This is a genomic window from Thermanaerothrix sp. (assembly GCF_056331585.1).
This window is the reverse complement of record NZ_JBWGPQ010000002.1, coordinates 119,050-141,442: the sequence shown is the minus strand read 5'-3', so window position 1 is coordinate 141,442 and position 22,393 is coordinate 119,050. Positions and strand designations below refer to the sequence as shown.

Sequence of the window (22,393 nt, the reverse complement as noted above, 5' to 3'; positions counted from 1 at the left end):
GGCCTATGCCGTGCTTGCGGGGGCCACCCTGACGAGCCCTGGCAGGGAGAAGGGTGGCTCCAGTTCTATAAATTGAGAAACGCGGGCAAAATGAGTTTGTCTAGCGGCTGATCACCTCCTTTTGAGTTGCAGTTCTGGAGAAGGGACTGGCTTTAACCTTTGGATCGGTTGAAGCACGCACAATTAAAGTGGGGGGAACAAGCAGACATTGGGGTTCAGGGGTTTGTCCGTTTTCAATAATGTCTATTAGGCGTTGAATCACATGTTGGCCAATTTCCCAAATCGGCTGGCGAATTGAGGTCAAAGGGGGTGTGAGATAGCGCGCAAGAGGAATGTCGTCAAAACCCGAAATGGCGAGATCTTCGCCGATCCGCATTCCCTGTTCTTGTGCGGCTTGCATGGCGCCGATAGCCATATAGTCATTAAGCGCTACAATGGCCGTCGGACGTTGGGTGAGGGAAAGGCTGAGTAACCACTGGGTGGCACGATAACCAAAATCCAATTTTCCCTCACCCCGTAGGATCAGGTTTTCATCTATCGGAATAGCAGCTTCTGCCATTGCTTTGAAATAGCCCTCAAGGCGGTTATTTCCGACCCGTGATTCGCGCGGCCAGGCCAGGACGGCAATACGGTGATGTCCCAAGGCGATGAGATGCTTAGTGACCTCATACAACCCTTGTCCACCATCCACATCAATACACGGAAAGGCCCACTCGGGATTGGACCTTCCGAAGGCTACAAAGGGAAAATTGCGTTCTTGTAGATATCGAATGCGCGGATCGTCGTATTCAACACTAGAGAGGATAAAACCATCCACGCGTCCGGCGTCAATCAAGTCGGCGTAGGCGGCAATTTGTTTCTCGACTTCATAATGATAGGGAAACATCAAGAGATAATATCCACGCGCCTCAGCGGCAACGAACATGCTCTGGAGGAATTGATCGAGGATAGGGTTGGTTTCATCCGGTGGGGAAGGAGGCCAAGAGTACCCAATGGTGAAACTGCGTTGGGCACGCAGGCTGCGGGCATTGTAGTGTGGTGTATAGCCAAGGTCCCGAATGGCTTGCCAAATGCGCTGCTCGGTCTCTTCGGCAAGGCGGATCTGCCGGTTGATCAATTTGGATACGGTCTGATACGAGACCCCGGCGCGCTGGGCAACATCTTTGAGTGTAACCCGATTCTTGGCCATGGGAGGAATTCTCTGGGGTTTTAATGCGAACGTTCGCGCGAACGTTCGCATTTATTGTAACAGGTTCAGGCAACAAAGTCAAGCAGTTGAAAAGAAATTACCGGGGTGAATTGATGACGATTGGGTTCAAATACCTACCCTAATTTAAGTAAATCAAATCCATTGACATAAATAGTAATCTGTTATATATTTTTGCCAAGTTTTTTAGATAACGGGTGAGTATTTTATATGTCGGTACGCAATGCTATTTTGGGATTGCTCAGCCAGCGCAGTCGTTATGGTTATGAACTGCTGCAGGCATTTCAGGCCTTGGCCGGTGGGCGTGAAACCTGGAGTCTGAAACCTGCGCAGGTATATACCACCTTGCTACGGCTTAAGGAAAGCGGTTTGATTACCGAAGATGAAAGCGCTGCGGGCGAGACTCCAGAAAAGCGCCGTTATGCGATTACGCCGGCCGGTCAAGAAGAATTGCAACGTTGGTTTGAATCACCAGTTCGAACAGAACCTCAACGGGATGAGTTTTTCCTCAAATTAATGCTTGCCTTAGCTACCGACCAGGCAGATCCGCGCCGTCTGATCTACACCCAGCGCGCTAGTCTCTTTCAGGAATTGCACCGTTTGACTGCCTTGCGAATGACGCTGGATCCTTCCACCTCACTCGCTCATATTCTTTTGCTAGATCAGGCGGTTATGCATCTGGAAGCCGATTTGCGTTGGTTAGAAATGATAGAAGCCAGGCTGGATGAGGTACGCAAACAACCCATCCCAGAGCCAGAACTCCGGCCACGCGGCCGACCCACCAAGGGCGAGAAATAAAAAAATAAGTAAGGAGGAATTTATTATATTATGGAACCCATTGTGTTGACTCAAAATCTGGTCAAGATTTACGGCCAAGGCCTAACGGCGGTCCATGCGCTGAAGGGGATTAACCTCACCATTCAGCCGGGGGAATTTGTTGCAGTGATGGGCCCAAGCGGCTGTGGAAAATCCACTCTGCTTCACCTAATTGGTGGTCTAGATCGTCCTACCTCAGGCACGGTGATTGTGGACGGCGAAAATTTGACCCAGTTAAGCGATGACCAGGTCACTGCCTTACGGCGGCGTAAGATGGGCTTTATCTTTCAGTTTTTCAACCTTATCCCGGTGCTCAATGCGCTGGAAAATGCTGCTTTACCGATGATCCTGGATGGGACGCGGAGTGATGAAGCTCTCAAGCGCGCTCGAGAGTGGCTGGAACGGGTGGGATTAGGGCAACGCCTCAATCACAAACCCTCTGAGCTCTCCGGAGGTGAACAACAGCGGGTTGCTATAGCGCGTGCGTTAGCCAGTGATCCGGCAATCATCTTGGCCGATGAACCCACCGGTAACCTCGATTCGCGGGCTTCCGAAGAGATCGCTATGTTGCTGCGGCAGATTTCCTCGGAATGGGGGCGCACGATCTTGTTGGTCACTCACGATCCCCGCATCGCCGCGTATGCGGACCGAATTGTATTCCTCAAAGATGGTCAGATTGTGGACGAAACGGTGATGGAACGCCGTAATGGCGAGCAGGTGGATTTGGTTGTCGGCAAGATGAAAGAAATCGGTGATTAATTCGGTGGCAAAAAGGAGTGCAACATGAACCTGCCAATTAAATTAGCCCTGCGCTACTTAAAGGGACGAAAATTACGCACCGCTTTGACCACCCTGGCTGTCATGTTCGGTGTGTTGGTCATCTTTGGGATGAACACCTTCATGCCCACCTTTGTTCAGGCGTTTCAATCCCAAATGATGGCAGTAGCCGGGCAGATTGATGTGACCATTACTCATAAAACGGGAGAAGCCTTTGACCCCTCGCTTTTAGAGAAGGTACGTGGTATTGAGGGAGTCAAGGTGGCAATGGGATCATTGGAGCGCTTGATCAACCTTCCGGCGGATTATTTTGACCGCGATCCTCAAACCCCCGATCGAGTTTCCACGCTGGTGCTTAAGGGGATTGATCCTGAGATGGCACGGCAGATGATCGCTTACAACGTGGTTGAAGGTCGTTTCCTTGATCCTCAGGATACCCATGCAGCGGTAATTACCCGCTCTCTAGCGCGCGAGTTAGGGGTTGGCGTAGGAGATAAACTGGCTCTACCCACTGCCATTGGTGTTACGGATCTTGAGGTTGTTGGCTTATTGCCAGAGCGTGCGTTGCCTGGGAATGAAGAGGTGTTGGTGACCCTTGGTGAAGCCCAATATCTGCTCAACTTGCCGGGTAAAATCAATGTCATTGATGTCAATTTGACCACCTTAGACGAAGCCCAGCGGGCAGAGATTCGGCAACGGTTGATGACTGTAGTAGGCGATCACTACAAAATTGGCGCGTTGGAAAGTGGATCTGAGATTTTGACCAATATTCGCAATGCCCAACTCATCTTCAATCTAATGGGCTTCCTGGCACTGTTAATGGGTGGTTTCATTATTTTCAACACTTTCCGCACCGTGGTGGCAGAACGACGCCGCGATATCGGCATGTTGCGCGCGTTAGGAGCCAGCCGGGCCACCATTCGTAACCTGATCCTTGCGGAGGGGCTGATCCAGGGTATTGTGGGGACGGTGGCAGGGTTGATCTTAGGTTATCTTTTTGGTTGGTTCATTTTGCAGTTAATTGTTCCTGTAGGGAAACAATTTTTGAACATCAAAGTGGGGTTACCGGCGGTTTCTCCTTCATTGGTGATCACGTCTTCATTATTGGGAATTGGGATCACCGTGTTAGCGGGATTATTACCGGCGCAATCAGCAACACGGGTTACGCCCCTAGAAGCTCTGCGCCCCTCCGTCGGACAAGTGAGTTTTCACCGTCTAGCCGGTCTTTCATTCTGGACAGGCGTGGTGCTCATGATATTGGGTGTAGCAATCTTGATCAGCGGACAAGCCGCCTTGCTCGGGATAGGGGCGATTCTATTTGTTGGTGCCCTCATTCTGATGGCGCCGACTCTGATCAACCCGATTGCGGTTCTCTTCGGTAATTTACTGGCATTGCTCTTTGCGCGCAACGGCACAGCCCAACTAGCTGAAGGCAACCTCAGCCGTCAACCAGGGCGGGCAACAGTGACGGCTTCGACCACCATGATCGCCATGGCGGTGGTTATCATGGTGGCCAGTGTACTTTCTTCGGTGACCCTAACGTTTACTAAGGTGCTAGAAAAGAGCCTCGGCAGTGATTTTCTTATTATGCCTCCCACCGTAGCCGTATGGGGTTCGAACACCGGGGCTGCACCTGAATTGGCTCAGAAATTGCGTGAAATCCCTGGGGTTGCTCTGGTCAGCACCTTACGGTTTGCTGGCAGTCAGGTCAAGGATGTTGCCGTTGGCCTATTGGGGATAGACCCACAGGCTTATCGCCAACTGGATGCGTTAACGATCACGGAAGGAGATCCTGAAATAGCCTTGCGTGCGTTAGAAAATGAACGCGCTATTATTATCAACGGTGTGTTAGCGGCCACGGCAGGGATCCGTGTGGATGATGAGATTAACCTGCTTACGCCTAGCGGCGAAAAGACATATCGTGTCGTGGCGATTGGCATTGATTACCTTAATGCCAAAACTACCACCGGCTATATTTCCCAAGCGAATATGGCAACCGATTTTGGCCGTACTGAAGATGTCTTCTATCAGGTTAATTTGAAGCCAGGCGCCGATCGCGCAGCCGTTGAGACGGCGATCACCCAACTGCTCAAATCCTATCCCCAGTTCAAATTGTTTAGCGGCAAGCGTTATGTAGAGGAAAATCGGCGCTTGTTCGATGTGGTGCTTCTCAGCATGTATGCGGTTGCTGCGTTCCTGGCGATCCCCTCTTTGATTGCCATGGTCAACACCCTGGCTATTGGGGTCATCGAGCGGACGCGCGAGATCGGCATGCTCCGCGCGGTTGGGGCCACCCGTCGCCAAGTGCGCACAATGATTCTCTCGGAGGCGCTAATCCTTTCGGCCATTGGCACGGCTTTTGGCATCTTGGCCGGGTTGTACATGGGTTATATGGCGGTGCGCGCTTTTGAGGGCTTTGGCTTCCCGATGGAGTACCTCTTTCCCGGTTCGGGGATTCTGGCAGCGGTAGCGATTGGGATCCTGTTCGGCGCTTTGGCCGCAACGGTCCCAGCGCGCCAGGCGGCACAGTTGAACGTGGTGGAAGCCTTACGCTACGAGTAAACTAAAAAGAGGACGTGCGCATGATGCATTGACGTTTTGGGGCTGGTTGAAAATGAACCAGCCCCAAAATCTTAAGCAAGATAAACCCTGTCCAACGGGGCAGTCTAGCAGATACGTGGGAGCAGTTCGCCACTTAATGTTTCAACAACGCGGTGCGTGCCGAGCGTTGTGCGCAAAATGACGCGACTGGTGGGCTGGGCTTCTACAATGCCAATGCGAGCGGCCTCGGCACCATAAGGGTGCTGACGCATGACGGCCAGGGCGGTTTCGGCTTCCTCAGGAGGAACAATGACGATGACCTTGCCTTCGTTAGCAATATAAAGTGGATCCAAACCCAGCATTTCGCAGGCGGCACGCACGGCTGGGCGCACCGGTATGGCGGCTTCCTCAATACGGATACCTACCTGGCTTTGCTGGGCAATTTCGTTAAGAGTGGTTGCCAGTCCGCCGCGGGTGGGATCGCGTAAGACATGGGTGTGAGGGGCGGCTTTGAGCACGGCCTGGATGAGGTGGTTCAAAGGGGCTACATCGGATTTTACCTCGGCTTCAAAGCCCAGTTCACCACGTGCACTGAGTACGGCAATGCCATGATCTCCAATCGGCCCCGAGAGCAAAACAACATCGCCTGGGCGTGCCTGTTCCCCACCTCGAAGATGGTCATGGGAAGGCAGCCAACCTACTCCGGTGGTGATGATAAACAAACTATCGCCTTTGCCTTTCTCCACGACTTTGGTATCGCCGGCCACGACGATCACCCCCGCCTCGTCCGCCGCTTGTCGCATAGATTGGACAACCCGTTCAAGAGTTTCAATGCTTAGCCCTTCTTCAAGAATGAATGCGGCGGTGAGATAGAGAGGGATAGCACCGCTCATGCTAACATCATTGACGGTGCCACAAATAGCCAGCCGTCCAATATCACCTCCGGGGAAGAAGAGAGGGGAAATAACGTGAGAATCGGTTGAGAGGATCAGATGCCCTTCCAGGTGGGGTTCTATCCCGAGAGGCAAGCGAGCAAAATCATTACCAGCCTCCAGATAGGGGTTTCCCAAGTGAGCCTGAAAAAGGGTGCGGATCAGATCACGAGTCATTCGTCCGCCACTGCCGTGACCGAGGACAATGCGTTCGGTATGAGACAGTGGTAACGGGCACATGGGACCTTCAAATGCAGGCAAACCGGTTGTTGTGGTCATGGCTATCCCTCTGAGGTGGCGCGGTTAGATTGCTCGAGTCCGCGCCCGTAGCGATAATAGGCCGCGCACGCCCCTTCTGCCGAGACCATTGGTGCACCTAAAGGGGCTTGAGGAGTACATTGCGTAGCAAAAGCCGGACACTCATGGGGTTTTTTGATGCCTTGCAGGATCTGACCGGCAATGCAGAGGGGGGATTCTTGGGTTTTAATCGGGCCAAGATCAAAGCGTTTTTCTGCATCAAACTCAGCCCATTCGGGGCGCAACCCCCAACCGCTCTGCGGGATTAGGCCGATACCTCGCCAATTTCGATCGCAAGGCTCAAAGACGTGGTTGATGATCTGCTGAGCGGCACGGTTGCCATCACGGGTAACGGCGCGGGTATAAGCATTTTCTACCCCAACTCGCCCTTCTTCCAATTGCTCAATGGTTTTAAGGATGCCCTGTAGGAGATCGACTGGTTCGAAGCCGGTCACGGTCATGGGGACACGATATTGGGAAGCGATGGGTTCGTATTCCCAATAGCCCATGATGGTGCACACATGGCCCGCCAGGAGGAAGCCCTGGACACGATTAGTCGGAGCGCTCAGGATCGCGTGCATGGCAGGGGGCACGCGCACCTGTGAGACCAGAAGGGAAAAGTTTTTTAACCCTAAGGCCTTCGCCTGGAGCAGGCTCATGGCATTGGGTGGGGCAGTGGTCTCAAATCCGATGGCAAAGAAAACAACTTGACGATCCGGATGTTCCTGCGCGATGCGCACAGCATCCAGGGGGGAATAGACGACATGCACCCGCCCACCAGCGGCTCTCACGGCAAAGAGGTCGCGTTGTGAACCGGGGACGCGCAACATATCCCCATAAGAGCATAAGATGGTGTTGGGCAAAGACGCGATGGCAATGGCTTTATCAATCAACTCCAAGGGCGTGACACAGACTGGGCAGCCCGGGCCGTGTACCAACTCAATCTCTGCGGGGAGTAATTGATCCAGGCCATATTGTAAGATAGCATGCGTTTGACCGCCGCAAATTTCCATGAGCACCCACGGATGGGTGACACGGCGGCGGATTTCGGCGGCGAGTTTATGTACTACGTCGGCGTTACGAAACTCTTGTAAGACCTGCATAGGTGATCCCGTCTCTTCAAGACTCTTCGTTCAGTGCGCCGATCTCGCGCAGAAGTTGCAGGGTTTCCAAGGCTTCGCTCTCGCTGAGGCGATTCAGCGCAAAACCGGCGTGAACAATGACATAATCTCCTTCTTTGACTTCGGGCAAAGTTTCGATGCAGGCTTCGCGAAAGACGCCGCCAAAATCTACTTCTGCCATCCGTAGACCGGCCTGGTGATAGATACTAACGATTTTACCTGGAATGCCCAAACACATGATTAGCCTCCCAACTCGTATTCGGAATAATTTTTTCCTTCGATCCACGCTGCGGTTACCATGGCCTGCCCAAGCGCTAGACCGCCGTCATTGGTCGGCACTTGGCGATGGATCAAAACCTCAAAACCTGCTTGTTGCAGTTCCCGAACCGTGCGGTGAAGCAAGATTTGATTTTGCCAGACCCCGCCACTCAGGGCAACCCGGCGTATGCCCTCGACATCGCGGATATACTGGGCAACTTCAAGGCATAGGGTGACAATGGCGTTGTGAAAGCGCGCAGCAATACGAGGGATAGAAATGCCATGGCGCAGGTCATTGAGCAGGGCTTCCCACAGCGGATGCGCGTCCAGGTAGGGCCATTCTATCCGGAAGGAATAAGCCGCGGCTTCGTGCATATCTACCGCTTGTTCCAGTTCAATGGCTGCCTGCGCTTCGTAATTCACCGTGGATCGCAGCCCGATCAGTGCGGCTACGGCATCAAAGAGCCGTCCCATGCTTGATGTTAGAGGGGTGTTGATGCCTTTCTCTAACATGGCGTAGAGCAAACTACGTTCATCGGCACATAAAGCCTGCACGGGCGGTAAGTCCTCCTCCCAGGGCAAGCCATTCGCCCATAAATGGGCAAGCGCCATACGGGCGACCTGATGGACGGCGCGGTCGCCTCCAGGCAGGGGCACCGGTTTGAGATAAGCATAACGCCGATACCCTGCGTAGCTCCCGATAAACACTTCACCCCCCCAAATTGTGCCATCACTACCGTATCCAGTACCATCAAAAATCAGTCCAATCACTGGATCTGGGTCGTTGATTCCATTGTCAACCAGGCAAGCCGCTAGGTGAGCGTGATGGTGTTGCACATACAATAGGGGCTTGCTTTCAACTTGGGATCTATTTTGAGCGTATCGGGTGGCTAAATAATCGGGGTGTAAATCTGTTGCCAGCCATTCGGGTTGAGTGCGGAACAGCGTCTCATAGTGCCGTATGCCTTCCTCGAAGGCTTGCAGGGTCTCGTAATTTTGCAAGTCCCCAATATGGTGGCTGAGGAACGCGTAATGCTTGCGGGTTAGGCAAAAAGTATTTTTTAGTTCGGCACCTACGGCTAAGATGGGCGGTACCTCACGCGGCAGGTGAATGGGATCGGGGGCAAACCCGCGCGCCCGACGCAGAAAATAGGGAGCGCCATGAACAATTCGGATCACCGAATCATCCACACGAGTGTAGATAGGGCGGTTATGGGTCAAAATGCCATCGGCAAGCGATGCCAAGCGGTCAAAAACCTCATGATCAAGGTAGGCAATGGGCTCCTCACTTAGATTGCCGCTGGTCATAACCAGCACCTCGGGAAAGCCTGGGGAAGGTTCGAGCAAAAGAAGGTGCAGGGGCGTGTAAGGGAGCATGAAACCCAGGGTGTGCTGGCCGGGGGCAACCTCCGCGGCTATCGGTGAGCGGGGGAGTCGTTCTAGGATGACGATAGGGTGAGAGGGAGAGGTGAGCCACTGTTGTTCTGCTTCACCCAGGTGGGTGTGGCGAGCAATGGTGCTGACATCAAACGCCATCACCGCAAAAGGTTTATCACTCCGTTGTTTGCGTAACCGTAGTTCACGCACACTTTCTGCGCGCGTTGCATCGCAAGCCAGGTGGAAACCTCCCAATCCCTTTATGGCTAGAATGCGCCCTTCTGCCAGCCATTGGCGCGCGAGTTGTAGTGCATCTTCTCGCTCAGCCAGGGTCTCACCTTGAGGGGTCAAAAATTGAAGATGTGGACCACACACGGGGCAGGCAATCGGTTGCGCATGAAAACGGCGGTTGCCCGGGTCGTGGTATTCTGCCTCACAGTCTGGGCAGAGGGGGAACCCAGCCATAGTGGTATTGGGGCGGTCGTAGGGGATGGCGCGAATGATGGTGAAACGAGGGCCGCAATTGGTGCAATTGATGAAAGGATAACGATAGCGCCGATCCCGGGGATCGAATAATTCGCGCCGGCAATCCGCGCAGATGGCTATATCCGGCGAGACCGGAAGAAATTCGTGACTCTCGTCTTGACTTTCGATAATCGTGAATGTTGTTGCGTGATTGGGCGGGATAGATACTGCTTCGAAGGAATCAATGCGTGCCAAGGGGGGAGGATTGGTTTTCAATTCTGATACAAAGGCTTGTAGAGCCTCTGAGTTACCGCTGATCTCAATTTCTACGCCTGCGGCAGAATTGCGTACCCACCCATTTAGCCCATAACGCGTGGCAAGGTTGTAAACAAAGGGACGAAACCCAACCCCTTGAACAATGCCTCGAATTCGGATGTATAACCCATAAGAAGAGACGCTCATTTTTAGCGCGTTGTTATCTCGGCGCGTAGCCAATCCAACCATGGTTGCAACCCTTCCCCACTCTTGCAGGAAAGCGGGAAGGTCAGGAGTCCCGGGTTGAGAAGTTCAACTCCGCGACGGAAATACTCCATGTTGAACTCAATATAGGGTAACAAGTCAATCTTATTGATGACCAAAACATCCAAGCCCCGATACATGTTGGGATATTTATAGGGTTTGTCGTCGCCTTCAGGGATACTGGCGACCAGGATGTTGCGATGCGTCCCGAGTTTGAAGGTAGCGGGACAAATCAAGTTACCCACATTCTCAACGATGATGAGATCTAACTCGGTGAGCGTCAATTGCGCCAATCCGGCGCGCAGCATGACTGCGTCGAGATGGCAATCTCCTCCGGTGTTAATCTGGACGGCGGGGATGCCCAAAGCACTGACTTTATCTGCATCAATGGTAACCGGAGCGGTGTCGCCTTCGATCACGGCAATGCGAAATTCGGTACTCAGTGCGCGCAAGGTTTGCAGGATCAAACTGGTTTTACCCGCGCCTGGTGATGCCATGATGTTAATCGCCAACACCCCGGCCTCATCAAGTAGGCGGCGGTTGAGTTCGGCTACCTGATCGTTGGCGTCTAAAAGTTTTTCGACCACTGGCACTTTAATTGGATTACCCATTGTTTACTCCATGACTATGTCGACGTTAGCGTTCTATTTCGATACTTTCCAGATAGAATTCGTCTCCTGAGAGCAACGTCAGGTTAGAACTATTGCACACAGGGCAAGGGTGAAGGATGTCGTTGATTTCAAATTCGTGCTGACAATCCTGACAGCGCATGCGCGGCGTCGGGCGTTGAAAATGGAGCCGTGCGCCCTCACAAATGGTGCCTGCACTGATCAGATCCCAGTAAAACTGCACCGAATCATCCACGATGCTAGAGAACTTGCCCAGAACAATATGGATATCGGTGACACGCTGAGCCCCTGCTTCCTGGGCATGCTTAAGTGCGATAGAAAGAATGCTTTCGGTAACCGGTAACTCGTGCATGGGAGCTTAAATTATACCTGTAATAGTCCATTTTATCCTATGGCTTCGCGCGAAGAATTCATGAGTATTTCCATCAGATGCAGGCGGGTGACCAGCAACTGACTGGCCACAACATTGGCCAAGCGACGGGTAATAATATAACCGAGATGTGGGTCTATCTCACACTGTTGTTGCAAGGCTTTGCCTTCAAGAGCTAGCAATCGCATGGGAGTGAGAGCCCGCACTGTAGTAGTACGCTGACGCACAACAGGGGTCAAAACCGACCATCCCAAGATATCCAGAGGTTCAGCCTGGAGGATGCGCACAGAACCATGGCCAGGTACGCTAATCTCGACACTGGCGCGACCATCCAGCACGAGGTAGAGAAAATCGGGTTGATCGCCCTCTTGAAATAGCACTTCACCCGGCGCCAAATATCGCTCATGGGCTAGGCTAGCCAGAGTTTCTAACTGGCGCTGGCCGAGTTCGATGAACCATGGGATACTCTTCAACAGGGCCACCAGGTTGGCTTCCATGTTCTACCACCTATAACAACGTTTAGACCAGAGTCTTGTATAGTTTTTATCATCTTGCAGGGGTGGGGTTATAGTGACCTCTGTAATCATTGCAGATGCAAATTGTCATCAAATCCTACCCCTGCTGAAGGAAAGGTGTTAACCATCGGAGCAAAGGATTCACCACAGAATCCAGCAGTCTCTGAGTTCGTTCCGATAATTGGCGTGAGAAGCCGAATTCATACCCGCGCACAGAAAGCAAGAATCCGGCTGGGGAGCGCCCGTATAGCGCCTCAACCAGGGCTAAGCAGGACTGAGGGGTCAGATGATGACTCAGCGGTGAGGGTTGAAACCCGGCTTGCAAGGCCTGCCAGCAAATTTCATTGGGGAGGGCGCCGGTATGTGCATCCACAAAACAAACATGCGTGTAGGCGGCAAGATCTTCGGCCATCTCCGGTCTCAGTTGCAAATCAGTGCATAAAGTGAGTCCCTCATTCACGGGAAGGATCTCTCCGATGTCTAACACCTTTGGATAGCCCCAGGAGGTTGCAAGGCGGTTAACGAGATGCCACGCAAGGCCATCATCCTGGCGATCCGGGTTGCCGATGCCCAGGATGAGCAGGCGCGGGGAAAGGGAAACCGCTTCCTTCCCCCATATGTCGAGGGAAGGGAGCGGCAGGTCTGAGCAAGCGAAACTTTCACTCATGCAGACGAGCCAGAGTTTGCCGCAATTGACCTTGGGCGTCCAGGATTTCAATCACCATGGGCATTTGCCCCACGGCGTGGGTGGAGCACGAAAGACAGGGATCATAAGCGCGGACGGCAGCTTCGACGCGGTTGAGTAGTCCTTCCCGAATCTCCGGCCCGGTGATGTAGGTCTTAGCAACATTGTCCACGGCTTCACTCATGGCCCAGTTGTTGTGGCCAGTAGCGACAATGAGATTGATCCGTTCAAGTTGGCCGTTGGGTTTAGCCCAATAGTGATGGAAGAGGGTGCCCCGCGGGGCTTCGAGCACCCCGACTCCTTCACCACGGATCTCTTGGCGGGTGTTAAGGATATCGGTGCTGAGGATGTCGGGGTCATCGAGAAGGACGCGCACGTTTTCCGCCGCGTAGAGGGCTTCGATCAGGCGTGCGTAGTGGTAATAGAGCGTTTGCTCTACCGGCTTGCCATTATTAATGGCTTTGAACTCTTTCAGCGCGGCATCAGCTAAAGGCGTGGCTATACGGTCAGCAACGTTGAGCCGCCCCAACGGCCCAACGCGGTAAACTCCAGCTGGCCAACCCATCTTCTTGTAGTAAGGGAATTTCAAGTAAGACCAGGATTCAACATGCTCGGCAATGTAATTCAGGTACTCCCGCCCATCGAAGTGCTCTAACTCTTGACCGTTAGCGTCAATAAGCCGCAATTGACCATCGTAGAGTTCAAGCGTGTTGCCGGGCTTGACCATACCGAAATAACCGGTGGAGAAGACGGCAAAACGATTGATATCTTCCTGGTTGGCTTCGGCCCAATCTTTGAAGATCTTCAACCCTAGTTGGATCGTTTCGATGGCATCATCTAGACCTACCAGAATCTGGTCACGTTCACTGTGGGTCAGGGCTTTATTCACGCCGCCGGGAACGGCAAAAACTGGGTGGACGCGCCGACCGCCCAGAATGTGGATAATTTCCTGACCGAATTTGCGCAGGCGAACCGCACGCAGGGCTAGGTCAGGGTTCGCTTGAATCAGGCCCACCACATTGCGGATGGCGGGGTCGGCATCAAAACCCAATAAGAGGTCCGGGCCGGCCAATTCAAAGAAGTGCATGCCATGGCTTTGGATCACCTGTCCCATGTGCATGAGTTCGCGCAGTAATTGGGCTGGTCGGGGTGGGGGGCAGCCGTACAGATCATCGCAGGCTTTGGCTGCAGCAAGGTGATGCGAGACCGGGCAAATGCCGCAGATGCGCGGGGTGATCACCGGCATTTCAAAGGCCATGCGTCCCTCGCAGAATTTCTCAAAGCCACGGAATTCATTGATGTGCAAATAGGCGTGTTCAACTTTGCCTGCTTCATTCAACCGGATGGTGATCTTGGCATGCCCCTCGATGCGCGTTACCGGCTCAATGGTGATCTTTTGGGGGGTTACGGTAGCCATAGGTGTTTCCTCCTTGTTTTGTTGCACCCTACCACTAATGCCATTGGAGACGCTCATCTTTGAGCACGGGGATGCGCCCTTGTGCCAATTCGCTTAGCACGTAATAAATGATATCTGCATTGGGTGGGCAACCCGGGACAAAGACATCCACTTTTACGACCTCGCTCACAGCACGAACTCGGGTGGGTTTTGCCAGTTCGGGGTCATCCGGGATTTTGCCATCAGCGTCGGTGCTTTCCGTTTCGATATAGGCGCGGCGCAGGGCATCCTCGATCTTAAAAAAGTTACGCATGGCCGGCACCCCTCCAAACACCGCGCAATCACCCAGCGCTACCAGGATCTTGCAACGTTTACGCATTTTATGGGCAACTTCTTCGTTGGCGGTATTGTTAATTCCGCCTTCCAGAACGCCCACATCCACACCGCTGGGGTCGGGCTCTTTGAGGTCGGTGATGGGAGAAGAGCGCAAATCCACCAATTCGACCAAATTAACAATGCGTTCGTCTATATCCAGAAACGACATGTGGCAACCGGCACAGCCGGCTAGCCAATCGGTAGCAACTTTGGGTTTACTCATGGCATCTCCTTTCACTTTGACCAGTAATTATCCTACACAGCAATGGCGACTGGTGCAACACGCTGAGTGAGTGTAGCCCGCCAATCTCCGTTCACCTCAATCCCGAGGGCAGAGGCTAAAGCGCGCAGAGCGGTTTCATTGGATTGGGCCCGCTCCGGTGCAGATAGGCACGAATGAGCTTCTTGCAAGCGGCCTTCTAGGTTAAGGTAATGGCCGCTTTCTTCAGCCCAGGTGTAGACCGGTAGTACCACATCGGCGCGGGCGGTGAGTTTCGATTCACGGCTGGCTTGGACGATTAAGTAAGGTGTCCGCTCTAATGTGGCGATCAAGGCTTCGCTGGGGAGTTCGTCCCCCAGTGCCACAAAGGCTACTTCATACGTGCCTGGGCGCAGAGGCTCAGTCAAATCGAGTTGCGCCGCGGCCAGGCTGTTAGCTTCCCCTTTCGGGCTGATCAAGGTTGCCCCAATCATCCTGGCTAACCGCACCAGGGCTTTGATGGCGACTGCCTCTTTGAGCGCGGCGGGATCATAAACGATGACTGGCTTTTCGCCGCGTGTGATCTGGTAAGCGGCCTTGAGAAAATCATCTGTTGCCAATCCAGTTGACTTAGCTGCATTAGCCAGATTGGCAACAGCATCTTCAGCATATTCGGTGCGGTTCAAACCCAACCGGGCGACCGCGGCTATCAGCCCTTCAATAACCGCTGACTGGCGTCCCTCTTTGAAGCGCAGCGTGACTTCTGCAAGGTGTGAGAGATGATTTTCCCGGCTATCGGCGATCACAATGTGCGTGCCACGATTGAGAGAGCGCCGTACCATGAATCCCAGAACTTCATGGTTATTGGCTAAATCGGCTTGCATGACCAAGATGGAAGTAGCGCGATCTAAATCTGCAACACTTCCTTCAAAAGGCTCGCCAAGATCATCCAAAGCCTCTACCAAGGGTCGCACAGCATCACCGTTCAAGGTGGTTGCCAGAGGGCTTTGCAACCCTTCTGTGAATACCTTGCGGAAGAGATATAGGGCTTCAGCCGTCAGACGGGCGGATGCCAGTGCGAGGCTGTTGGCGGCATGACGTTTGAGAGTGCTAGCAACGGTGTCCAAGGCTTCTTCCCAGGTTGCCGGTTGAAGCTCGCCGTTCTTACGCACAAGGGGTTGGGTCACCCGTGGACGATCATCGTCCAGTGGGTAGTACCGTCCCACTTTGCACAAGACACCCTGATTTACTGGCGCATCCCAGTCACCGTAAATGCTCAAGATACGGTTGTCGGTGATCAGCACGTCCAGACCACAACCCAGACTACACCCTGTGCAAATGGTAGTCACATGGTTGGCCTCAGATTTTTTCCCTTGATAAGCGCTTTTACGATCAATCATGGCGCCGGTGGGGCAGACTTGAACGCACATGCCGCATGACACACAGGTGCTCTCACCTAAGGGTACTTCGAAATCAGCGATGATGAACGTGCGTGCCCCGCGATTCGCCACACCAAGGGTGTTGACACCAACCAGTTCATTACAGGCACGGATGCAACGACGGCAGAGGATGCAGCGGTTGTGTTCAAGGATAATATAAGGATGAGACGCATCCACCGGGAAGGGTTGCCAATTGGGTTGCAGCGGCCAGTGGGTCATTCCCAAGCGATAGGCCGCGTTTTGCAGTTCGCAGTCCCCTCCGCTAACCTGGCAGTAGGGGCAAAAGTGGTTGCGTTCGCTAAAAATGAGCGAAAGAGCAAATTCGCGTGCTTTTTTGACCTTTTCGCTCTCGGTATGGATCACCATGTTGTTCGATACCGGGATAGTACAGGCGGCTTGCAGGGTGCGAAAACCCTCGATCTCCACCATGCACAGTCGGCATCCTCCATAGGGCGTCAGGTGAGGATGATCGCATAGGGTGGGAATGAAAATCCCTAATTGCCTAGCTGCTTGTAAGACGGTGATTCCATCGGGGACTTCATAGGTTTGCTGATTGATTGTAATTGTGGCCATCCCTGCTCCCTTCTAGTGAATGCAAAATTATGGCAGATTTAGGTAGTGTGGTAGGCTTCTACTCTGACCGCCGCGACTTTATACTCGGGAATTTTTGAAATCGGGTCTAGCGCGGCGAGGGTCAGTTCGTTAACCGAAGCTTCGGGGAAGTGGAAGTTGCCATAGACCAAACCAGGCGGCACGCGATCGGTGACCCAGGCTTCGGCGACAATGCTACCGCGACGCGAGGTGACTTTGACCTTACGAACACCATTGAGGCCGATGCGTTGAGCGTCCTCAGGGCTGATCTCAATCAGGGGCCGGTCATAAACCTCTAACAATCCTTTGGAGCGGCGTGTCATTTCACCGCCATGCCAGTGGTAAAGCACCCGCCCGGTTGTCAATACCATAGGATAATCTTTATCGGGTTGCTCTGCCGGCGGTACATGGACAGTGGGATGGAATTTACCTTTCCCTCGGGTGAATTGCCCCACGTGGAGAATGGGCGTGCCGGGGTGATCTTTGCCACGCACCGGCCATTGCAAACTTTCACCTGCTTCAAGTCGGGCATGGCTAACACCGGCGTAAATAGGTGTCAGGGCTGCCACTTCATCCATAATTTGGGCTGTATTGGTGTAATTCCAGTCGGCAAAGGGGGCTTCTGGATTAACCTTGCGTTGGCCTTGGCTCAGAATGCGCTGAGCCAGATCGCAAATGATCATCCAGTCAGGGCGCGCATCACCAAGAGGCCGAATGGCCTGACGTACGCGCTGAATACGGCGTTCAGTGTTGGTGAAGGTGCCATCTTTTTCGGCAAATGAAACCCCCGGTAACAAAACATCGGCGTAAACTGAGGTTTCAGAGGGAAAGATTTCTTGAAGTGCCAAAAATTCCAGGCGCTCCAGGCAATGACGGACGTGGTTGGTATCGGGATCGCTCATCACCGGATTCTCACCCAGGATATACATGGCTTTGATCTTGCCTTCACCCGCCGCTGGGATCATCTCGGTGACAGCCAGTCCTACCTTATCGGAGAGAGAGGCTCCCCATGCCTGTTCAAATTTTAGCCGTGCCTCTTCAGCAGTTACGCGCTGATAGCCGGGATAGACATCCGGCAAGCCGCCCATATCACAGGCGCCCTGAACATTGTTCTGACCGCGGAGAGGATTTACCCCACCGCCGGGGATGCCCATGTTGCCCAAGAGCATCTGGAGGTTGGCCAAAGTTAGCACGTTCTGAACCCCGACAATGTGTTGGGTGATTCCCATGGCCCAGATGACGGCCATGGGGTGATATTTACCCATGATTTCAGCTGCTTGATAAAGTTGTTCCACCGGTATACCGGTGATTGCGGCAACTCTTTCGGGAGTGTAGTCGCGCAGATTTTCAACAAAGGCGTCGTAATTTTCGGTACGTTCGGCAATAAAGGTCTTATCTTCCCAGCCGTTTTGGACAATAATGTGCATTAGCCCGTTCAAAAGAGCAATGTCTGTCCCGGGCCGCTGTTGAAGATGAAGGGTGGCAAACTCGGTGATGTCAATGCGCCGCGGATCGGCCACGATCAACTTGGCGCCACGTTTAAGTACTGCCTGGCGAATCATGGCGCCAAAGACGGGATGCTGCTCGGTGGTGTTTGAGCCGATGATAAAAATAGCCGCAGCTTTTTCAGCCACATCCTTCATGGAGTTGCTCATTGCACCGGAGCCGTAAGCCATAGCCAAACCGGCCACTGTGCTGGAGTGGCACAGGCGGGCGCAGTGATCAATGTTGTTGGTACCGATGACCTGCCGTGCCAGCTTGTTCATCAGATAATTTTCTTCATTGGTGCACTTTGCTGAGGTCAAGATACCCACACTGTCCGGGCCGTAAGTATCACGAGTCTCGGCGAGTTTACGGGCGACGATGTCAAGGGCGGTTTCCCAATCCACCTCGACCCAAGGGCCGCGATCACCATTGGCAGGGCGTTTTTCACCCTTTAACAAGTAAGCGCGGACCTTGGGCTTGAGCAAGCGGTCAGGATGATGGATGTAGTCGTAGCCATAACGTCCTTTGACACACAAATGCATGCCATTGACCGGCGCATTGGGATTGGAGACAACGCGGATGATACGGTTTTCTTTGGTATTGATGTGGAGGTCAAACTGACAACCCACGCCACAATATGCACAGGTTGTGGTCACCACTTTGCCGGGTGCACCAGCGCCGACAGAGGGCTTGTTATCCAATGCGCCGGTGGGGCAGTAAGCAACACAGGCACCACAGGACTCGCACCGTGCTTCGAGCATGGTTTCATCCATCCCGGCCACAATGCGAGTATCATACCCTCGCTCGGCTAATCCCCATACGAAGCGTCCCTGCACCTCGGCGCAGGCACGGATACAGCGCCCACACAGAATGCACTTATTTAAATCCACCCAAACAAAGGGATTAGGATCACTATTGATCGGATAGCGCGGCGCCTTTGCCATGAGCGAGGCAGGCTCTAGATCATAGGCTCGTGCCCAGTGTTCGAGTTCATTGAAACGACCATCTTCGCTAGCGTAACCTGCATCATGGTAGGTCGAGAGCAGAAGTTGTAAAATGGTGCGCCGCGATTCACGTAAGGCCGGGGACTCGGTGGTAACTTCCATGCCATCGCTAACCGGTAGAGTGCAGGAAGCCAAGGGGGTACGTGCCCCTTTGACTTCAACCACACACAGGCGGCAACCTCCATGAGGGCTGAGATCCTTGTGATAACACAGGGTGGGGATCGTAATCCCTGCCTGTGCGGCGGCTTCCAGTACCGTCATTCCTTCGGGTACCTCTAACTTTTTTCCGTCAATGATTACCGTGACCATGCTCACCTCTCCCATAACTCAACACCAACCAATTCACGAGCGGTGATGTCGCAAGTAAATGAACCAATAGACCAAACCAACCATGAAAGCACCACCGATGATATTGCCAATGGTCACGGGCAGTAAGTTGGCCAGGAAGAAGTTGCCCCAGGTCAGGTTGGCATAACTTTCGAGCGTTTTTCCGGCGTCAACCAGAGCCTGCAGTTTCCAGAATGACGCCGGTGCCCATTCTTTGATAAAAAGACCTATAGGGATGAAGTACATGTTGGCAATGCTGTGTTCAAATCCGGCGGCCACAAAAGCGGAGATAGGCGGGATGATGCTCAGGATTTTATCAGTGGTGGTGCGGGCGCTGTAACATAACCAAACGGCCAGACAGACCAGCGCGTTACACAGGATGCCCAAGGCAATCGCTTGCACAAATTCCAGATTGACTTTTGCGTTGGCAATATTGAGCGCATTTAAGCCAACCGCACCGTTGCCGAATTTATACTGCCCGCTGAGAAAGACCAATAGGGCAGTAGCAACCGAGCCAATGAAATTCCCAATGTAAACGATGATCCAATTACGCAACAAGGCGCCTAGGGTGACCTTTCCACTGGTAAAGGCCATAATGATCAGGTTGTTGCCAGTGAAGAGTTCAGCGCCACCGACGATGACCAGGATCAGACCCAAGGTGAAGACGAGGCCGGTCAGCAAGCGGGTTACACCATAAGGCAAGGTGGATCCGGCGCTCACCGTGGTGGCAAAGATTGCCCCTAAGGCAATAAATGCCCCGGCTAGAACTGAAAGCGCCAGCATAGACCAGAAGTCTAAATTTGCTTTTTTAACCCCAATGGCTTCGGCTTTCTGTGCCATCTCTGGGGGCATCAGAGCATCAATGGTGAAACCATTATTGATCGACATACGGATAAAACTCCTCTAAAGGTTGGGATATGATGTAAAGGATTATGCGAAGGCTTTGATTTTACAAACTCCGGCAGGGCAGACCTGAAGCGTGATATGAGCTTCGACCTCGGCGCGGAAATGCTTGAGCATATCTTTGATTGGTGTGCCGGCAGTTTGACCCAGCCCGCAGTTAGAAAGCAGATACATGTTGTCACTTAGCCAAAGTAGATGGTCCAAGTCTTCCATCTTGCCACGGCCTTCGGCAATAGCACACATGATCTCATAAGCCCGCTGGGTGCCGATGCGGCACGGATTGCACTTGCCACAGGACTCTTTGCGGAAGAAGTTCATCAAGACTTTGACTAAATCCACAACGCAGGTGTTCTCATCACAGATTAGCAAGGCCCCTGATCCCAAGGCAACGCCGGCTTTGGCGTAGGAATCAAAGTCCATGGGCGTGTCTTGGAGTGAGGCGGGGATCAATGATCCACTAGATCCGCCGGTTTGAGCCAGTTTGAACGCAGCGCCACCTTTCATACCTTTGGCGTAAATGTTGATAACCTCGCGCAGGGTGATGCCCATCGGCACTTCAATGACGCCGGTTGCATTGACGTTACCCAGAATAGTGTAAACTTTAGTGCCGGGGCTGCTGGGTGTGCCAAAGCGCCGGTACCAGTCGGCGCCGTTGAGCAAAATGGGCGGCACATTAGCCAGGGTCTCGACGTTGTTGACCACAGTGGGTTTACCCCATAAGCCATGGGTTGTGGGGAAGGGGGGACGAGAGCGAGGCTGTCCACGCTTGCCCTCGATAGATTCAATCAGCGCGGTTTCTTCGCCGCAAATATAGGCTCCTGCACCGGTATGGATATGAATGTCAAAATTGAAATTGGTACCAAAGATGTTCTTCCCCAAGAAACCCATTTCACGGGCTTGTTCGATGGCACGGCGCAGCCGTTCCTGGGCTAAGAGATATTCACCGCGCACATAGATATAACCCTCATCCGCTCCCACCGCATAACCGGCAATAGCCATCGCCTCAATAATGCTGTGAGGATCGCCTTCAAGGATGATGCGATCTTTGAACGTGCCGGGTTCGCTTTCATCTGCATTGCAAATGATGAATTTTTTCTCGGACTTCTCACGCGCCACAAAAGACCATTTAACACCGGTGGGGAAGCCTGCTCCCCCGCGACCGCGCAAGCCGGATTTTTTGATCTCTTCAATGACCTCATTGGGGGTCATCTCGGTAAGGACTTTTCCCAATGCGCTGTAACCATCGTGGAGGATGTATTCTTCAATATCGTCGGGGTTAATCAGCCCAACACGGCGTAAAACAATGCGCTGTTCCGCCGGAAGTGTTCCTTTACGTGCGGCAACCCAGGCGATGCGCCCGGAGAGTTCACGCACTGGTGCGAGTAAATCGGTGGCAACGCGCCCTTTGTAAAGATGTTCCTCAACCAGGTAGCGCACGTCCTCAGGGCGAACAGGTCCGTACACCACAGCCTCGGGGTAAACGATGACCATGGGGAGGGCGTCGTGACGGCCTACATCGCCGATCATCATAACTGAGACCTCATCGCTAAGCCCAAAATCCTGCACGGCTTTCTGAAGGACCTGGAAGACCTGCTCGGCGCCGCGCTCCAGGCTGATAGCATCGCCGGAAACCAAAACCATTGAACGGATCATTTTCATGGCGTTCCTCCTTTGCGGCTTAGCGATAACGGGCTAAAATCTCGGGCACCCGTTCGGGCGTTACGTTGCCATAAACGTCTTCATCCACCACGATTACAGGCCCAACACTGCACAATCCCAGGCAGGAAACGGTAACCAACGTCCACTGTCCGTCCGGACTGGTTTCGCCCGCTTCAAGGTGCAGGTGTTCTTGCAGCGCTTCCCACACCTCACGCCCTCCCACGACGTGGCAGGGAGCGCTTTCGCAGAACTGCACGACGTGTTTGCCGCGCGGTTTGGTGGAGAGCATTTGATAAAAACTGGCGACTGACATCACCTGGCTATGCGGCTCTTTGAGCCGCTTGGACACCTCGTTCAGTGCCTCTGGCGGTAGATAACCCAGGGTGCGGTTGATGTCACTCAGGATGGGGATCAATTCCTCCCGCCGCGCGCCATAGCGTTCCAGGGCGGCTTCTACCGCGGCCAGAATTTTCTCTCGTTTACCATTGTCGTTTTGGGGTCTCATG

At 53.3% G+C, this 22,393-nt stretch carries 19 protein-coding genes; 3 read left to right on the top strand and 16 right to left on the bottom strand.

Going from position 1 to position 22,393, the window contains the following annotated elements; genetic code table 11:
- Positions 1-100 precede the first annotated feature (100 nt).
- The gene (locus AC01YT_RS01585; protein ID WP_424911958.1) at positions 101-1,189 is read right to left on the bottom strand and encodes a LacI family DNA-binding transcriptional regulator; all 1,089 of its coding nucleotides are present in this window, start codon (positions 1,187-1,189) and stop codon (positions 101-103) included.
- Between the two features lie 228 nt (positions 1,190-1,417).
- Here AC01YT_RS01585 and AC01YT_RS01580 point away from each other — a divergent pair, with 228 nt between their 5' ends.
- The 3 genes from AC01YT_RS01580 to AC01YT_RS01570 are packed head-to-tail and all read left to right on the top strand — an operon-like array spanning position 1,418 to position 5,362.
- Positions 1,418-2,005, top strand: a complete 588-nt coding sequence (locus AC01YT_RS01580; protein WP_424911959.1) for a helix-turn-helix transcriptional regulator — start codon at positions 1,418-1,420, stop codon at positions 2,003-2,005.
- A gap of 30 nt (positions 2,006-2,035) precedes the next feature.
- The gene (locus tag AC01YT_RS01575) at positions 2,036-2,782 is read left to right on the top strand and encodes an ABC transporter ATP-binding protein (protein WP_424911960.1); all 747 of its coding nucleotides are present in this window, start codon (positions 2,036-2,038) and stop codon (positions 2,780-2,782) included.
- 24 nt (positions 2,783-2,806) lie between these two features.
- Positions 2,807-5,362: an ABC transporter permease gene (locus AC01YT_RS01570; protein ID WP_476672411.1), complete on the top strand. Its 2,556-nt coding sequence runs from the start codon at positions 2,807-2,809 to the stop codon at positions 5,360-5,362.
- Positions 5,363-5,466: 104 nt separating this feature from the next.
- On the opposite strand, the gene hypE is transcribed toward AC01YT_RS01570, so the two are convergent.
- From hypE to nuoE, 15 genes are all read right to left on the bottom strand, one after another.
- Positions 5,467-6,513, bottom strand: coding sequence for a hydrogenase expression/formation protein HypE (gene hypE / locus AC01YT_RS01565; RefSeq protein WP_476672505.1), 1,047 nt, complete (start codon positions 6,511-6,513; stop codon positions 5,467-5,469).
- Positions 6,514-6,554: 41 nt separating this feature from the next.
- Complete coding sequence (gene hypD / locus AC01YT_RS01560; protein WP_476672409.1) at positions 6,555-7,673, bottom strand: hydrogenase formation protein HypD; 1,119 nt, start codon at positions 7,671-7,673, stop codon at positions 6,555-6,557.
- A 16-nt stretch (positions 7,674-7,689) separates the two neighbouring features.
- Positions 7,690-7,929 (bottom strand): HypC/HybG/HupF family hydrogenase formation chaperone, encoded by a 240-nt coding sequence (locus tag AC01YT_RS01555; protein WP_476672407.1) that lies wholly within the window; start codon positions 7,927-7,929, stop codon positions 7,690-7,692.
- 2 nt (positions 7,930-7,931) lie between these two features.
- On the bottom strand, positions 7,932-10,295 hold the full coding sequence (gene hypF / locus AC01YT_RS01550; RefSeq protein ID WP_476672405.1) for a carbamoyltransferase HypF: 2,364 nt from the start codon (positions 10,293-10,295) through the stop codon (positions 7,932-7,934).
- The gene (gene hypB / locus AC01YT_RS01545; RefSeq protein WP_476672403.1) at positions 10,256-10,921 is read right to left on the bottom strand and encodes a hydrogenase nickel incorporation protein HypB; all 666 of its coding nucleotides are present in this window, start codon (positions 10,919-10,921) and stop codon (positions 10,256-10,258) included. The genes hypF and hypB overlap by 40 nt, the downstream gene beginning before the upstream one ends.
- 25 nt (positions 10,922-10,946) lie before the next feature.
- Positions 10,947-11,291 (bottom strand): hydrogenase maturation nickel metallochaperone HypA, encoded by a 345-nt coding sequence (hypA, locus tag AC01YT_RS01540; protein WP_476672401.1) that lies wholly within the window; start codon positions 11,289-11,291, stop codon positions 10,947-10,949.
- A 32-nt stretch (positions 11,292-11,323) separates the two neighbouring features.
- The gene (locus tag AC01YT_RS01535; RefSeq protein ID WP_476672399.1) at positions 11,324-11,806 is read right to left on the bottom strand and encodes a cyclic nucleotide-binding domain-containing protein; all 483 of its coding nucleotides are present in this window, start codon (positions 11,804-11,806) and stop codon (positions 11,324-11,326) included.
- 115 nt (positions 11,807-11,921) lie between these two features.
- Complete coding sequence (locus tag AC01YT_RS01530; protein ID WP_476672397.1) at positions 11,922-12,491, bottom strand: hypothetical protein; 570 nt, start codon at positions 12,489-12,491, stop codon at positions 11,922-11,924.
- Positions 12,484-13,926, bottom strand: a complete 1,443-nt coding sequence (locus AC01YT_RS01525) for a Ni/Fe hydrogenase subunit alpha (RefSeq protein ID WP_476672395.1) — start codon at positions 13,924-13,926, stop codon at positions 12,484-12,486. Before AC01YT_RS01525 ends, AC01YT_RS01530 begins: the two co-directional genes overlap by 8 nt.
- Before the next feature lie 34 nt (positions 13,927-13,960).
- On the bottom strand, positions 13,961-14,503 hold the full coding sequence (locus AC01YT_RS01520; RefSeq protein WP_476672393.1) for an NADH-quinone oxidoreductase subunit B family protein: 543 nt from the start codon (positions 14,501-14,503) through the stop codon (positions 13,961-13,963).
- Positions 14,504-14,535: 32 nt separating this feature from the next.
- Positions 14,536-16,491 (bottom strand): molybdopterin-dependent oxidoreductase, encoded by a 1,956-nt coding sequence (locus AC01YT_RS01515; protein ID WP_476672391.1) that lies wholly within the window; start codon positions 16,489-16,491, stop codon positions 14,536-14,538.
- 38 nt (positions 16,492-16,529) lie between these two features.
- Entirely contained in the window at positions 16,530-19,313 is a 2,784-nt protein-coding gene (gene fdhF / locus AC01YT_RS01510) for a formate dehydrogenase subunit alpha (protein WP_476672503.1), read from the bottom strand.
- 27 nt (positions 19,314-19,340) lie between these two features.
- Positions 19,341-20,213, bottom strand: a complete 873-nt coding sequence (gene focA / locus AC01YT_RS01505; RefSeq protein WP_315624149.1) for a formate transporter FocA — start codon at positions 20,211-20,213, stop codon at positions 19,341-19,343.
- Positions 20,214-20,255: 42 nt separating this feature from the next.
- Entirely contained in the window at positions 20,256-21,887 is a 1,632-nt protein-coding gene (gene nuoF, locus AC01YT_RS01500) for an NADH-quinone oxidoreductase subunit NuoF (RefSeq protein WP_476672389.1), read from the bottom strand.
- A gap of 19 nt (positions 21,888-21,906) precedes the next feature.
- Positions 21,907-22,392: an NADH-quinone oxidoreductase subunit NuoE gene (gene nuoE / locus AC01YT_RS01495; protein ID WP_476672388.1), complete on the bottom strand. Its 486-nt coding sequence runs from the start codon at positions 22,390-22,392 to the stop codon at positions 21,907-21,909.
- Position 22,393 lies beyond the last annotated feature (1 nt).

Coding starts and splice junctions, on each gene's coding strand:
- AC01YT_RS01535 (WP_476672399.1), bottom strand. CDS start 11,806: ATGGAAGCCAACCTGGTGGCCCTGTTGAAGAGTATCCCATGGTTCATC.
- AC01YT_RS01530 (WP_476672397.1), bottom strand. CDS start 12,491: ATGAGTGAAAGTTTCGCTTGCTCAGACCTGCCGCTCCCTTCCCTCGAC.
- nuoF (WP_476672389.1), bottom strand. CDS start 21,887: ATGAAAATGATCCGTTCAATGGTTTTGGTTTCCGGCGATGCTATCAGC.
- AC01YT_RS01580 (WP_424911959.1), top strand. CDS start 1,418: ATGTCGGTACGCAATGCTATTTTGGGATTGCTCAGCCAGCGCAGTCGT.
- hypB (WP_476672403.1), bottom strand. CDS start 10,921: ATGGGTAATCCAATTAAAGTGCCAGTGGTCGAAAAACTTTTAGACGCC.
- AC01YT_RS01555 (WP_476672407.1), bottom strand. CDS start 7,929: ATGTGTTTGGGCATTCCAGGTAAAATCGTTAGTATCTATCACCAGGCC.
- AC01YT_RS01585 (WP_424911958.1), bottom strand. CDS start 1,189: ATGGCCAAGAATCGGGTTACACTCAAAGATGTTGCCCAGCGCGCCGGG.
- AC01YT_RS01525 (WP_476672395.1), bottom strand. CDS start 13,926: ATGGCTACCGTAACCCCCCAAAAGATCACCATTGAGCCGGTAACGCGC.
- hypA (WP_476672401.1), bottom strand. CDS start 11,291: ATGCACGAGTTACCGGTTACCGAAAGCATTCTTTCTATCGCACTTAAG.
- focA (WP_315624149.1), bottom strand. CDS start 20,213: ATGTCGATCAATAATGGTTTCACCATTGATGCTCTGATGCCCCCAGAG.
- nuoE (WP_476672388.1), bottom strand. CDS start 22,392: ATGAGACCCCAAAACGACAATGGTAAACGAGAGAAAATTCTGGCCGCG.
- AC01YT_RS01515 (WP_476672391.1), bottom strand. CDS start 16,491: ATGGCCACAATTACAATCAATCAGCAAACCTATGAAGTCCCCGATGGA.
- AC01YT_RS01575 (WP_424911960.1), top strand. CDS start 2,036: ATGGAACCCATTGTGTTGACTCAAAATCTGGTCAAGATTTACGGCCAA.
- hypE (WP_476672505.1), bottom strand. CDS start 6,513: ATGTGCCCGTTACCACTGTCTCATACCGAACGCATTGTCCTCGGTCAC.
- hypD (WP_476672409.1), bottom strand. CDS start 7,673: ATGCAGGTCTTACAAGAGTTTCGTAACGCCGACGTAGTACATAAACTC.
- AC01YT_RS01520 (WP_476672393.1), bottom strand. CDS start 14,503: ATGAGTAAACCCAAAGTTGCTACCGATTGGCTAGCCGGCTGTGCCGGT.
- AC01YT_RS01570 (WP_476672411.1), top strand. CDS start 2,807: ATGAACCTGCCAATTAAATTAGCCCTGCGCTACTTAAAGGGACGAAAA.
- hypF (WP_476672405.1), bottom strand. CDS start 10,295: ATGGTTGGATTGGCTACGCGCCGAGATAACAACGCGCTAAAAATGAGC.